Source organism: Pseudomonas sp. GD04058, from assembly GCF_029836855.1.
Classification (GTDB): Bacteria; Pseudomonadota; Gammaproteobacteria; order Pseudomonadales; family Pseudomonadaceae; genus Aquipseudomonas; species Aquipseudomonas bharatica.
Window position 1 is genome coordinate 20,750 of record NZ_JAOECN010000033.1, and the last position, 13,924, is coordinate 34,673.

At 63.1% G+C, this 13,924-nt stretch carries 8 protein-coding genes; 2 read left to right on the top strand and 6 right to left on the bottom strand.

Translation table 11 applies throughout. The features are described from left to right. Positions 1 to 14: 14 nt before the first annotated feature. The 6 genes from N7650_RS22035 to N7650_RS22060 all read right to left on the bottom strand — a co-directional run bounded on the left by N7650_RS22035 (position 15) and on the right by N7650_RS22060 (position 9,475). Positions 15 to 749: a molecular chaperone gene (locus tag N7650_RS22035; RefSeq protein ID WP_279900012.1), complete on the bottom strand. Its 735-nt coding sequence runs from the start codon at positions 747 to 749 to the stop codon at positions 15 to 17. Positions 750 to 810: 61 nt separating this feature from the next. Then, on the bottom strand, positions 811 to 1,362 hold the full coding sequence (locus tag N7650_RS22040) for a fimbrial protein (RefSeq protein ID WP_009396461.1): 552 nt from the start codon (positions 1,360 to 1,362) through the stop codon (positions 811 to 813). 253 nt (positions 1,363 to 1,615) lie between these two features. Beyond that, positions 1,616 to 6,535, bottom strand: coding sequence for an RHS repeat-associated core domain-containing protein (locus N7650_RS22045; RefSeq protein ID WP_279900014.1), 4,920 nt, complete (start codon positions 6,533 to 6,535; stop codon positions 1,616 to 1,618). 60 nt (positions 6,536 to 6,595) lie between these two features. Next, positions 6,596 to 7,654: a hypothetical protein gene (locus N7650_RS22050; RefSeq protein WP_279900016.1), complete on the bottom strand. Its 1,059-nt coding sequence runs from the start codon at positions 7,652 to 7,654 to the stop codon at positions 6,596 to 6,598. Positions 7,655 to 7,754: 100 nt separating this feature from the next. Beyond that, on the bottom strand, positions 7,755 to 8,846 hold the full coding sequence (locus N7650_RS22055) for a hypothetical protein (RefSeq protein ID WP_279900018.1): 1,092 nt from the start codon (positions 8,844 to 8,846) through the stop codon (positions 7,755 to 7,757). A gap of 35 nt (positions 8,847 to 8,881) precedes the next feature. Next, positions 8,882 to 9,475, bottom strand: coding sequence for a hypothetical protein (locus tag N7650_RS22060; protein ID WP_279900019.1), 594 nt, complete (start codon positions 9,473 to 9,475; stop codon positions 8,882 to 8,884). A gap of 158 nt (positions 9,476 to 9,633) precedes the next feature. Here N7650_RS22060 and N7650_RS22065 point away from each other — a divergent pair, with 158 nt between their 5' ends. After that, complete coding sequence (locus tag N7650_RS22065) at positions 9,634 to 11,940, top strand: hypothetical protein (protein ID WP_279900020.1); 2,307 nt, start codon at positions 9,634 to 9,636, stop codon at positions 11,938 to 11,940. Between the two features lie 179 nt (positions 11,941 to 12,119). Continuing rightward, positions 12,120 to 13,913, top strand: coding sequence for a hypothetical protein (locus N7650_RS22070; RefSeq protein WP_279900021.1), 1,794 nt, complete (start codon positions 12,120 to 12,122; stop codon positions 13,911 to 13,913). Positions 13,914 to 13,924 lie beyond the last annotated feature (11 nt).

The window sequence follows — 13,924 nt, forward strand, 5'->3', positions numbered from 1 at the left end:
CTGAAAGGGCGGAGTCAGAGGTCGGACTGCAAGGCCACCGTGATGGGTTTGCTGTAGCCGCCGTAGTCGTTGATCGCGGCGAAGGTGACCCGGGGATTGCCGCCCAGGCCGGGGACTGGCAGTGGATAGCGCTGCTTCGACAGCGGCGCGGCCATCGGTGCCTCCAGCGGGCGCAGGGTGTGTTCGCCGTGGTGCACTTCGAGGCGGCTGAACGAGTAGTGGAAGGGCGTCGGGTTATCTACCACCAGTTGCGGCTTGCCATCTCTGCGCTCGATCGACCAGCGCAGGTCCTTGAGCCTGTCCATCGGCTCGTCGGTGAGCTGGCTGGGTCGGTAGAACAGCTTGATCCGCGTGCGCAGGGCGATGTTCAGTACATTGGCCTGGCCGCCGCGGGCCTCTGGGATTTCCTGGACATTGAAGAAAAACAGCGATTCGCGGTCTTCGGGCAGGCGTGTGGGCAGGCCGTTGATCTGCACCAGCTGCTCGGCGCCGGGATCGAGGCGGAACAGCGGCGGCGAGGCGATCAGCGGCACGGCTGTGGTGGTATCGTCGGCTTCGGTGTTGACCCAGGTCTGCACGGCGAAGGTGCTGGTGCTGGGATTGTTGACCACGATCGAGACACTGCGTTTGTCGCTGTCGAAGACCACGCGGGTGGCGTTGAGGCTGAGGGCGGCATGGGCCCCCGGCAACCAGGTGGCGAGCAGCAGCAGGGTGGCGCCGGTGAGCCGGCGCAGGGTCGGGATGGACATGGGGACTACCTGTGCAGTGCGGAGCCCGCGAGCGCAAAGGGGACGCGCGCGGGCAAGGCCGTCAGTTGATTTTGACGACGAAGGACACGTCGGCATCCGCCGCGCCCGGGGTTACCGTGGCAGCGGTGGACTTGTACACGGCGGTGAAGAACATTTCGGTGGCGCCGGTGACATTCAGCGGATAGGCCGCAGAGGCCTCACCGTTCTTCACCGGGTTGCCGGAGCGGTCCTTGAGCGCCACGGCCACGCCGGTGGCGGCGCCACCGACGGTCTTGATCGCATACAGCGAACCGTCGGCGCCGGCCCCGCCCTGCACGCCGGTGAAGGTCACGGTGGCGGTATTCGGGTTGTCGGGGTCGATCCCGCAGGCGGCACCGCCGGGAACGCGCATGGAGAAGCTGCGGCCACCGGCCTCGGCGCCCAGGTTGGGGAAGTCGGCGACCCGCGGTGCACCCATCTGCACCAGGTTGCCGACGGCACCGCTGTCGGGGTTGACGATTTCGATCGGGCAGGTGCTGCCGTTGATCTTGCCGTTGAAGTTGATGGTGCCGGTAGTGGCGAATGCGGAAGTGCCGGCCAGCAACAAGGCGGCGGCCAGTAAAGTTCGTTTCATGTTATCGACTCGAAGTAATGGGTAATTTCTGAAGTTTGACTTCAGTTGTTTCTGTTACGTTTTGTAGGACTGTTCCTGTGTTTAAAAGGTAATGGCCTACAAGGTGGGAAGTTTATGCAGGTGTTTTTTAAAGGTATGTAGGAAAAGGAGACTGAGATTGTTGAATAGCGGTGTTGAATGGTCGGAGAAGTTTGTGTTGGTAAAACAACCGGGGCCGAACTAAGTTCGGCCCCGGCGTTTCGGCTAACCCGATTCAAAGGTTGATAGTTAGATCCGTGTTGAACGTGGCAATTGAGCCACCCGTCGTCGGCACCCATTCGCCCAAGGCGTTCTTTTCAAACTTGCTGGAAGTCATGTGCAAGACAGGTCCGCTGTGTTGTTTGCTGTGGGTCGTGCTTTTTGGCTGAGGTGGTGGGCTAGGTGGTTCAGCCCCTCCTCCAGCCCCGCCAGATCCTCCCTCCCCTCCGCTGCCTCCCGCAGCCGGGTCACTGCCCCTCCTTGGTCCATCTGCTGGGGAAAAAGTCTCTGCGTTTGTGCTTTCCTGAACCGGTTTACGCCGGAAACGGTTCCTAATGAATTTCAGACCCTTGCCGCTGCGCAACAGTGAGTCTCCCACCTGGGTGTTCTGGTTCATCATCGGCGTTGTTGCATTATCTCCGCTGTCAGCGGTCTGCTTGATCTCTGGCTCGTCCGGCGGTGTTTTTTGAGACTTGGGCCATCCCGCCCTGTCTTTCGGCCCCCACCTGTCGAGCGCCCCGCCTGCTGCGGAGATGGCGCCACCGACAGTCACCATGATCGTGGCGAGCGTCAACATCTCCCGATCCTCCTTCAGTGTTGCCACTACTGCGAGCGCGCCGCCTGCAGCCGAAACAGCCACCCCTATGGCGCCCACCACCAGCGGTATGGTCAAGCCACCTGTCCAGGGGGTGAAAATCGCCATCACCGCTGCCCCCACGATAAGCCCCGCTGCCGGCCCCCATTTTTCCAGGAAGCTCGCTGCGCCCGGCTCTGGGGGTGGCGGCCGGTAGATCGGGTCGGGTCGTCTCGGGTCTACGGCCCGGTGCCCGGTCGGATCGCGGAAACGTATCGGGTTGCCCAGGCAATAGGTGTAAGGGTTGAGCCCGCCCTCGAGGAACGGGCTGCGCGAGTCGGGGTTGTGGAAACGCATCAGCGACGGGTTGTAGGCCCGGTAGCCGCGGCCCAGCAGGTACCAGCCGGTGGCAACTTCGCGCAGTTCGCCATTGAAGCCCATCAGGGATTCCAGGCGCTGCTCGTCGGCCAGCTCGCCATAGGCGCTGTACACCATCTCGCGCAGGCCGCTGGCAAGGCTGGCGCCGATCACGCTGGGGCTGGCATCGGTGAGCAGGAGCATGGTGCGCTCGTGGTCATCCAGTTGCTGCTGGCCAAGCGGCTGGCCGGCATGGCTGAAGTACTGGGTCTGCACGCCGTCCTGTACGGTATGGCTGAGGCTGTAGCCCTGGTAGAAGCGCAGGGTTTCCGCCTGCTCGCCGATCCGCGCGCCGAGCAGGTGCTGGTGGCCGTCGTAGCGGTAGCTGACCAGGGACTCGCTGCCATCGGCGCTGGTCACTTCCAGCAGGCGGCCCTGGGCGTCGTAGCGCAGCCGTTGCCCGGCCTCGTCGTTGAGCTGGTTGCCGTCATCGTCGTAGGCGAAGGTCTGCTCGCCGGGGTAACCGCCTTCCACGTAGGAATTGGTCACCTTGATCAGTTGGCAATTGTCGTCTTCGGCGTAGGTGAAGATTGCGGTGTTGGTCTCGCCATTGGCGAAACTGGTCATGCAGCGTTTGATGTTACCGAGGGCATCGAAGCGGAACATCTGGTCGGTGATGGCGTTGCCATAGCGATCGCTGGGCAAGCGTTCGCCCGAGCAGTGATGTTCGGTCAAGCGCCCGCGCTGGTCGTAGACGTACTCTTCCTGCAACAGGCTGCGGCCGTCCATTTCCAAGTGCCGGCCAACCAGCTGATCGTCATCGCGCCAGGTGTGGGTGAGGGTTCGCGCCGGGCTGTCGTTGAGCAGCAGGGTCCGGATCCAGACGCGGTCGAGGCTGTCGTAGCTGTTCTCGCTGACCAGGCGGTCGCCGCTGCCGAGGTCGCGGGTGGTGGTGCGGTACTGCCGGCCATCGTCGTCGTATTCGAATTCGGCCTGCAACTGGCCCTGGGTCATGCATTTCACGCGGCCCTGATCATCGTAGGTGTACAGGGTGTCGACGGCGTTGTCGGTGCGTTTCAGCGGCAGGCCTTGCAGCGAGGTCTCGTAGTGGGTTTCATGCACCTCGCCATTGCTGTCGGTCCAGCTTTCCAGTTCCAGATGACCGAGGACGTTGTAGGTGTAGGCTCGCTCGCCGGCGTCGTTGGTGGCGCTCTTGATCCCGGCATCGTCGCGGTCGAAGCCGTAGGTGAAGGTCTGGCCATCGACAACGATCTTCTTCGGCTGGTCGCTCAGGTTCTGCTCGTAGAAGTACTCGATGGTGGCCTGCGCCGGGGTGATCAGGCGGCTGGCCCGCAGCGTCTGGTCATCGTATTCGTAGCGTTGGTTACGCCGCCCTACGCTCAGGGAGGTCAGGCGGTCGAGGCCGTCGAATTGCTGTTCGCCGAGGAGCAGGGTGGTCTGTTGGTCGTCGCCGGGAATCACGCGGATCTCGGTGGGCAATTCGTCGCGGCTGTGCTCGGCGAAGCTACGCTCGATCACGGTCTGGTCCGGCAGGCGGGTGTGCGCCACCCGGCGACGCGAGTCGTATTCGAAGTAGGTGCTGCGGGTTTCCAGGGCGAGTTCCTCATCAGCGCGGATGCACTCGCCGTAGCCATCGTAGATATACACCTGACGACCGACTACCTCGTCCTCGTCGCCATGGCGCTCGGTCCAGTCGATCTTGCCGAAGGCGTTGTACTGGGTGACGCTCAGCATGCTGACCGACGGCTCGGCGCCAGCGCTTTCACGCCAGCTGCGCTCCAGCTTGCCGCCTTCGCCGAACGGCGTGGTCTCGGTGACCAGGCTGACCCCGTCCGGGCCGGTGACGCGGCAGCGCTGGCCCCAATCGTTGTAGGTGTAGTGGGTGGTCAGGCTCAGCTCGCGTTCGTAGAGCCGGTCATACCGGGTTTCCTCGCTGAGCTGGCCGAGGCCATCGTAGACCGCGCTGTAGGTGCGCTGCCAGGTTGCCCCGGACTTGATCTCGCTCAGCAGCACGCGGCCCAGGCCATCGTAGTGGTCGCAGGTCAGCACCTGCTTGACGTCGGTCACGGTGCGGGTGGCCTGTTGCCCGTCGGCGTGGACCAGTTGATAGGCGTAGCTGCGGATCGCCTCGAAATCGCTGCCGGGGGCCACGGTTTCGGTGGTCAGCCGCTGCAGGTTGTCATACTCGAAGCGCACCTGCACATCGTTGGGGTCATGGCCGAGCAGCAACTGGCCGCTGTTCAGCGCCTGGTCGCTGGTGTACACCTTCTGCTCGCCGTCGTAGCCGGTAAAGGTTTCCACCGTTTGCAGGCTTTCCTGGTCCAGCAGCTTGTTGCGCGCCTTGCCGTAGTGGTAGTCGGTGCTGTTGCTGGTGCCGTTGAGGGTGTTGACCTGGCGCAGCGGACGACCATGCAGTTGCGGGTTGTCCGGAGTTTCGTAATAGGTGCGCAGGCTATGGTTGAGCAAGGTTTCCTTGTCGCCCCTGCGCTCGAAGAGCGATTCCTCGCTGACCGCCAGCCAGTCGTTTTCCGGCGCACCGCGCAGTGGCGCGTGCTGGCTGTAGCGATAGCGGGTGATCAGCACCGGTGCATCGCCGCGGGCCTGTGGCGCGGGGGTGACGATGACTTCCTTGACATTGCGGGTGAAGCCGAGCGGATCCTTCGGGCAGCCGTCCTCGCCGTCGGGATCGTAGAAGACCGTGCGCGTGCTGACGCCGTCGGGCCGCACCTCCAGGGTCTTGTTGCCATGCTCGTCGTATTCGTTGAGCTGCAGTTCGTGCTGGATCTTGCTCGAGTCGCCTTCCAGTCGCCAGGTGTGCTGCACCGAGCGCGGCATCTGGAACTGCTTCGGTTGCTGGTCGAAGGGCTTGTTCTCGGCGTAGTAGTCGATGACCTTGGTGAAGACGCACTTGCCCTGGCGGGTTTCCTCTTCGACCTGCAGGTGGAAGCGGTTGTAGGTGTGCTTGACCTGGCGCACCGCCTTGCCGTCCAGCCATTGCTGGACCGTGGTCGAGTAGTCGTAGGTGAAGTCGACCTTGTACAACTGGTCGAGGCCGTCGTCCATCCAGTTGATGCCGGAGCCGTTGCCGAGGAAGTTGTTGGTGCTGTAGGTGTAGGTGGCTTCGTGGACCGCCAGGCCGGGGCCGGGACTGGTCAGGTGGCGGGTCACCCGGGGCATGTTGGGGCGTCCGCTGGAGCCCGGATAGGCATGGCCGCCATCCAGGTACTCCAGGGTTTCATGGGCGCCCATCGGGGTCTTGACCTCCTTGATGCAGGTCAGCCCGCGGACGGTGATGTAGTCCAGGCGCCAGGAGGCCTGCTCGGCCACCGGCAGGATGATTTCCTGGACCCGGTCGCCGCTCAGTTTCATCAGGAAACGGCTCTGCGGTTGGTCGTCGAAGGGCGGCAGCAGGACCTTGACGTTCTCGCTGTCACGCACGATGCGAAGCAGCTCGCCGCGGTCGTCCTCGATCTTCGCCAGGCGCCGCTCGCCATTGGCGAAGTCGGCCCAGGTCAGTTTGATGGAGTGGCCGGCCGGGCCGTAGATCAGGGTCGGCAAGGCCACGCGCTTGCTCGCGCTGCCCTGGGCGGTGAGCACTTCCACCAGGCCGCTTTGGTGCACCACGCGCCAGGTATCGTTGCCATCGTCGAAGAAGCGGAAGCTGTCGAGGCGTTTCTCGGCGATCGAGGGTTCCGCGCCATCGCCGGTGATCTTGAAGCTTTCGCCGGTGTACAGCGAGAGCATGTTCCTGGCGATCACGTATTGGCTCAGGCGCAGGTTCCAGCCGATACCGTAGCCGCTGTCCTCGAGGTTGAGCGGGCTGAAATCGAGCTTGAGCGGCAGGTCGGGCCCGCTCAGGGCATTGGCCTTGAGGTTCGGCAGGTCGATGGACAGGGTGTACTGCCCGGTGCGTGGATCGACGTTGCTCTTGAAGAACTCAAGGTAGTTGAATGCATTGGAGCTGACGTTGCTGTGGGTTGTCATGTCCAGGGCACCTCTTGATCGAATGAATGAAAAGCGTGGCGCAACTTATCGGGCTGGCTGTCAGGGCGGCGACTGCTGGTAGACGGTGCCGCACTGGTACCAGGTCTCGCCGTTTTCGTCGTGCCAATGAGCCCGGCCGATCAGCACTTTGTTGCCCCCGCAGGCGAAGCGGTGATGGTTTTCGTCGAGCGAGGGCGTACGGAAGTCATCCGGCAGGACGTACAGCGGGGTATCGCCAGCCCAGGCTTCGGCGCAGGTGTAGCGGGTTTCGCCGCGCTCGTTGCCATCGTGCTCGTGCCCGGTCATCACGGTGTTTACAGGGCAGACGAAGTAATGCCTGAACTCATGCTTGGCCCATGTCGTGGGGTTTTTCATCGTAATGGCGGTATCACCCTGCATGGGGGTACCGCAACGGAACTCGTTCGGGTCTCGTTCGTCGCCGAAATGGGCGCGGCCGAGCAGCATGCGGTTGCCGCCACAATGGAAGGTGAAGCCCTCGTCCCAGTTGACCCACTGGGTGTTCTGCTCGATCAGGCGTACCTGCACGGTGGGCTTGGGCAGGGTTGCCCGGGAGGTGGTGATCCTGACGCAGGACAGGGCGTTCAGCGCATCGGTGCTGCTGCCTTTCAGGTAGCTGTCCACCAGCAGCAAGCCCGGCTTGATCAGCGTGTTCTTGGTAAACCGGAAGAAATACGGGAGCTGCACGGCCTCGGTGATGGTCACCTTCTTGGTGGTCTTGAGCTTGATCCAGAATTTGCCGACGGCAACGTCGGTGCCGGATGTCGTGCAGGTGGGGTTGTCGGTGAGGAGGATCTGGGTTGCCGACGGCAAATCTTCGAAGGCGACCGACCATGCCTTGTCGTTCAGGTCGTGACAGCCCGCGTTTCCGGCGTAAAAGTCATAGACCCGGGTTACGCCGCTACCCTCCACGGGTACCGGCACATAGCAGTATCGGTCGTTCTCGTCGTAGGCCGTGATGTAGCCGGCTATCTCATCCGGAGGAATCGTCTGGGCAGGCGTTGCGGGCGGGGCAGGAGATTCCTGCGCCGGCGCTTGCGCTGCGATCACAAGCAGGGCCACGGCGGCCAACAGACTGACTCTCAAGGTGCTCAGGGTCATGGTAAAAGCGTCCTCGGACAGGGGTTAAGCGACTTCCCCGGCGGCGGGCCAGCTGGCGCAGGCATGCCGGAGTCGCCATCGTTTTGCAGGCGCGTGCGTTTCAAGGTGGAGAAAGCTGGAACAGGCTGGCGCAGCGGTACCAGGTCTTGGTGTCTTCCCGGCCGTACCTGGACATGCCCGCCATGACGGTGTTGCCAGTGCAACTGAACGTGTGGCCGGACTCGGTGTGGGGCCCCCACCAGTGATCGAGGGTCAGCACTTCCAGGCGCTCGTCGCCGATCCAGGCCTCGGCGCACCAGTAGCGCGATTCGCCGAGATGGTCGCCGTCCTGCTCGCGACCGGTCATCAGGTTGTTGAGCGGGCAGACGTATTCGTGGGTCACGCCATGCAAGCCGGAGCTCATCTTCTGGTTCTTCAGTACGACTTCCCGGGTGCCCTGCATCGGCGTGCCGCACAGGTACCTGACCTTGGGCATGATGACGCCAAAGGCTTCGCGACCGAGCATCACGCGGTTTCCGCCGCACTTGAACTTCGAGTCGTACTCGGTCAGCTCCTCGTACCGTTGGTCGGTAAAGGTAATGGGCTCCACCGGCTTGGGCAGGGTGCCGCGGGAGGTGGTAACGGTGATGCAAGACAGGGCATCCAGCGCATCGGTGCTGTCGCCTTGCAGGTGTTTGTCCACCAGCAGCAGGCCAGGCTTGATGAGCTTGTTGTTGGCAAAACGGAAGAAGAACGGGAGCTGCATGGTGTCGGTAATGGTCACCTTCTTGGTGGTCCTGAGCTTGACCCAGAACTTGCCGACGGTTTCGCTGTCGCCCGTGGTCTTGCAGGTCCTGCTATCGGTCAGGAGTATTTCGGTTGCCGACGGCAGGTCCTCGAAGATGACCGACCAGGCTCGGTCATTGAGCCCGGAGCAGGGCGATCCGTCTGCCGTGAACTCATACCTGCGGGTCAGTCCGCTACCGGCGCTGGGCACGGGGAGAAAGCATAACTGTTCATTCTCGTCCCCGACGGTGATGAAGCCGGCGACCCCTTTGGTTGGAGATTTGGCGGCTGCGGGTTGCGGGGTGGGCGTCGCGGTCTCCACGGGGGGGGCGCTATCGTCGCCCCGGTTTTCTGCCGGAGGCTCTGCAGCGACGGCGGGCAGGGCCAGGCCGAGCAACAGGCTGCACAGCAACGTTTTCAGGTGCATGATGAAAGTGTCCTTTGAGAGGTATGCAGAAATGCTCAGAACACCCTGGCGCAGAGGTACCGGCTCGGTTCTTCCTCGTCACCTTTGTGATAGCGACCGATCATGAACATATTCTCGGGGCATGCGGCGGTATGCTCGATGTTCTCGTCCGGTGTCCAAAACCATTTGTCGGGTTTGACCTGGAGGGGTCTGTCCCAATAGTCATACGGGGTTCCGCAGTAATATCGGGTCGCACCGTTTTCGTCGCCATCGTGCTCGCGCCCGGTCATGACCTGGTTCTCCGGGCAGATGAACTCGATCCCAGCCGCCTCATGCACCTCCCGGATCAATTTGGGGTCCTTGATCGGAATCGCCTGGAATTGGAACGCCTTGCCACATTGGTACGCGGTCCATCCCTTCTGGTACTCGTCGCCTCTGTGCCTTCTGGCAATGAGGAACTGATCAGTGGGGCAGTGAAACCTGCTGTCCTGTTCCCATTGCGCTTCGGACCACCCAAGCGGCTCCACCGTGACCTGCGCCCTCGGAGCGTTCTGCGCAGGTGCCTGGGCGCATGCCGTCAGCACTGTAGCCAGCGCCGTGGCCAGCAAAGCCCGACCCAGTGTTCGAGCGGCGTAGATTGATACTTTCATGTCTGGCTCCTTGCAGTCCGGAACGTCCGGTAAATGGGTCGGTTCAGTTAATACCCGGTGGCCGTGCTTGCCTACTTGGCAGAACTGCTAGGTTGCGGGGGGCAACGGGCAAGGCTGTACTGAGAGCGCTGAACCGGCGGCGACTGCCTGGAGGGACCATGTCCGATGCCTACCTGGAACTTCTCGAATGGTTGCGTGAGGCGCCGCGCACCTACGACTGGGGTTGCCTGCTGGCCTGGGACCGCAAATGGGTCAACACCCTGCTGCTACGGGAATACATGGAGCGCTTTGCCAGCGACAGCTACCTGCCGCCCTTTACCGCGCAGATCGATACCTCGCCGCTCACCCGCGAACTGATCTACGACTACACCCTCGATTGCCCGCGGCTGTCCTTCGACCAGTCGACCTACAGCGACCCCAGGGCCCGTTTGCGCATGAAGGTGGTCGGTGGCTCGCAGCTCTCGGTGGAGGCCGCCGACGACGGTTCGCCGAAGCTCGCCAGGATCGCCGAAATCGATGTGCTGGCCGGCCCCTCCCTGTACATGAAGCTGGCGCTCCGGAGCACGCCTGGAGCAACCAATCCGCTGGGCCAGGTGGTGCTGGACCTGGCCGAGGGGGGCGATTTCGAGCTGAGCTTCGCCGACACGACGCGGGAGCGGCTGATCGGCGGCGAATTCTTCCAGGAGAGATTCGAGGAACTGCCCAAGGAGAAAAAGATTTTCGTCCTCGGCGAGCTGCTGGTACCTCCGAACGAGTTCCTGCGGCCGGAGTATTTCGAGATCCGCATCCATGGCAAGCCGGGCGATCCCGATGCGGGGGCGGTGCTGTTCATGGTCAGGATGCGTGGCTACGACAACGGTGGCGAGCCGCCCACCGACCGAGACCTGCGCTATCTGCTGGAGGGCGGTTATTCCTTCGCCATGTTGCTGGGTCAACAGTTCTTGCTACAGCAGATGTTCATTCCGGCATGCGCCGTGCTCACGGACACCGCAACGCCGTTTGTCGCGCGCGTGGAGTCGCCGCCGCAGGGGGCGGCCTTCTACCTGCATGCTGTCTCCGGCATTGCCAAGGGCGCCTATATCAGTCGCCACTCCACGAGCTTCGCCCACGCGACCTGCACGATCAGGGTGCCGCTGGCTTCGGCGCAGTGTCAGTTCAAGCTGAGCTTTTCCAACAGCGATATCGTCCTGCACTGGCAGGGCGAATATAACCCCGACGTCAGTCTCGAACTGCACTCCGGCACCCGGCTGGTCGCAGTCGGCAAGGTCGATTTTGTGATCAAGCGCCAGTACCGGCTAAGCCTGATCAGGAGCGAAGGACAGTTGCAGGTCGTCGAAGTGAGTGGCGGTGGGCAAAATACCTGTGAGTTCGCGATCGATGGCCCGGACGTACCGCTCGTGATCGTGGACATGTTCAAGGCGCAGCTGGGCGTACAGATGCGCGACGCCGTGCTCGATCACCTCAAGACCTGGCTTGACCAGGCGAAGTCGAAATTCGTCTCCATCGACCTGGACAAGATGACCCGACTGCTGTTTCGCGGCAGCGAGCACCTGCGTTTCGACAAGACCGGCTTTACCCGCGACCTCGCGCTGTTCGGCAACATAGCCCCGTTCTCCCAGGTGTTCTTCGTGCAGCCGGCGGAACTGCTCATGGGCCCGGGCGAGACGCGGTTGTTCTACACCCTGCCGCCGCGCAGCGTGACCTGGACGGTGGAGGCGCCGGCGGGGGAGAACGGTCCGGTGGGCAGCATCAATGCCCTGGGCCTGTACACCGCCCCGCACGAGCTCGACCGTCCCTTCCTGCGGGTGCGGATCAGCGCCTCGGCCGCCGGCTACACCAGCAGCGCACTGGTCACCGTGCTGCCCGGCGAGATCAGCGTCAATCCGCTGGTGATGGTGCACAGCGCCGGTTCGAGCATGGGCCGGGAAATGGTCGCCGGGGCCCGCGATCCGGGCTCGCTGACCTGGACCTTGGTCAACCCGGACTCCGGCGCGCGAATCGTGCTCAGCCAGATGGCGGACGGCGACAAGACCTACTTCCCTGGGCCGGTACAAGAGGGGGTTACCTGGTCGATCGACGAGATCAAGGTCACCCACGACCTGACCCGGCGCTCGCGAACCGTGTACGTCATGCTGACTCATTTCACCCCCACCCTGCAGATCACCGCGACACCGGCAGCCGATGGCAAGACCATCGCACTCAAGGCGTTCCACGAGGGCGAGGAAATACCCGGCGAATATCGGCTGGAGTGGCAAGTACTCCTGGGGGCCGGCACGGTCGATGCAACTTCGGGAGTGTTTACCCCGGGTGCAACATCGCCGTTGCGCTTTTCAATAGTGATCGCCAGGGTTCATTGGACGGAAAACATAAAGTCGAACGGTTATATGCTCTTGCCGATTCCCTTCATTGAACTTCCAAAGCCGTCCTGGCAAGGCTTTTCCATTTCCCCGCCCGCACAACGATAAGCGTCCCCAACGCCGTTTCGGGCGTATTGGCGAATGCCGTGCTGATCAAGCGTAACTGCCGTTGCGCATTTGGCAACCTGATAGTTCTGCCAGTACCGGCAACGCGTAGCGGGGTGTACAAAAACTCCACTGCAAGCGAAGGCCTGCCGGTTGATTCCGGCCACTGATAGGAATGACTCATGAATGATTTACCCAAGCCGTCCATCCCCTTGTTGCGCGGCGACACCATTGACCTGGAGGACCTTGGAGGGGATCTGGCCACCTGGATCAAGTACCCGGGGATTGCCCTGGGCGACGAGGTCTATCCAGTGTGGCGTGGCTGCGGCCAGGACAGCGCGGCCTATGACTACGCCGGCGAAGTGATTGAAATCGACGACTCCAACTACGATCCGGAGATGGGCTTGTCGATCGCTATCAGGGGCAGCCTGCTGAACGCCCTGGACCAGGGCTGGGCCATGTACTCCTACTCGGTCGCGCTGCAGGGGGGCGAGCGTGGTCCGGAGTCGCTGCGCCAGTTCTGCTATGTCGGGGTACGCCCGCGGCAGGCTGTCTTGTTGCCGGTGGCGCAGATGCGTGACTCCCACGACCTGGCCCTGGACTCCGGCAGCGTCATCGGCAGCACCACCCCGGCGGTGGTCCCGCCGTACCTGGCCATGCGTCCGCGAGACAAGGTGATCCTCAGTTTTGCCGGTTATTACGACGACGGGGAGCCGGATGACACCTGGTCGCAGCCCAAGGAGCTGAGCGCCGCCGATGTCGGCAAACCGCTGGTCTGGCAGGTGCCCAAGAGCCAGTTGAGCTGGATCGAGGGCGGTCATGCCGAGGTCAGCTACCGGGTCGAATACGCCTCGGGCGAGCAGGCCAGTGACTCGGCAGTGCAGACTTTCCGTATTCGCCCGGCGGACTCCGCGCGCCTGCCGGCGCCGCAAGTCGAGGGGCATGATGGCGACAGCCTCGATCCCGGACATTTCCCCGATGGCCTGTACCTGCGCATCGCGCCCTGGCCGGACATCCAGGACGGCGACCGCCTGCTGGTGCACTGGATTGGCGGACGCGATGCCGACAGCGTGATCAAGTCGCTGCGCATCGATACCTCGGCCATCGATAGCGGGGTGATCGAGGTGCTGATCGAGGCCCACTGGCTGCAGGCCAATATCGGCAGCCAGGTGCGGGTGTTCCACCAGTATGCCCGCGAGGGCGTGGCCCACAGTAGTGAAGACCTGGCCCTTAACATCCGCGCGCCGCTGAACCTGCTACCGCCAAACGTCGAGCACGCCACGGCCGAGGGCGGCGCCGGGGAAAACAAGGGCGTGTTGCTGGCCTTCGATGCCCGCACTGGCGCTTACGTCGACGTGCCGGACAGCTTCCCGCTGGGCCCGGGCGATCGCCTGGCCGTGCACTGGGCCGGTCATCCGGCAGGTGGGCAGCATATCGCCGACACCCCGGTCGACGGTCGTGAACGCCGCTTCCGCATTCCCTCCACGGCCATCGCGGCCAACATGGGCCCGGGCGAGACCAAGCGTTTCGAAGTGTTCTACCAGCTGACGCCCGAGGGCGAAGAGCCACTCAAGTCGGTGCCTTTCAACCTGCGGATCGAACCGATCGCGCGCAGCCTCTACAGCAATGTGCAAATCGTCCAGGCCGACTCCGGGGCCTTGTCCTTGGCCAGGGTTCCCGCTGCCGGGGCCGACCTGGTCCTGGCCAGGTGGTACTTCATGGCCGTGGGCCAGTTGCTGAGCATCAAGGCCAGCGGAGTGGACGCCGGGGGCCAGCAGGTCAGCCTGATGGTACGCAACGCCGCGCCCGTGACCGCCGCCGAAGTGGCGGCGGAGCAGATCGAGGCGAGGCTGATCCGCATGTTCCTCGAATCCTTGCAAATGGGGCAGAACTTCACCCTGACCGCCGAGGTGAGTTTCGACGGCGGCGGCAGCTATTACCCCTTCAAGGACCTGAACCTGCCCCTCAGACCCTGACCGCAAGCCAA

Bases quoted from the DNA above. Each gene is read 5' to 3' on its own strand.
- N7650_RS22035 (WP_279900012.1), bottom strand. From the start codon at position 749: ATGTCCATCCCGACCCTGCGCCGGCTCACCGGCGCCACCCTGCTGCTG.
- N7650_RS22040 (WP_009396461.1), bottom strand. From the start codon at position 1,362: ATGAAACGAACTTTACTGGCCGCCGCCTTGTTGCTGGCCGGCACTTCC.
- N7650_RS22045 (WP_279900014.1), bottom strand. From the start codon at position 6,535: ATGACAACCCACAGCAACGTCAGCTCCAATGCATTCAACTACCTTGAG.
- N7650_RS22050 (WP_279900016.1), bottom strand. From the start codon at position 7,654: ATGACCCTGAGCACCTTGAGAGTCAGTCTGTTGGCCGCCGTGGCCCTG.
- N7650_RS22055 (WP_279900018.1), bottom strand. From the start codon at position 8,846: ATGCACCTGAAAACGTTGCTGTGCAGCCTGTTGCTCGGCCTGGCCCTG.
- N7650_RS22060 (WP_279900019.1), bottom strand. From the start codon at position 9,475: ATGAAAGTATCAATCTACGCCGCTCGAACACTGGGTCGGGCTTTGCTG.
- N7650_RS22065 (WP_279900020.1), top strand. From the start codon at position 9,634: ATGTCCGATGCCTACCTGGAACTTCTCGAATGGTTGCGTGAGGCGCCG.
- N7650_RS22070 (WP_279900021.1), top strand. From the start codon at position 12,120: ATGAATGATTTACCCAAGCCGTCCATCCCCTTGTTGCGCGGCGACACC.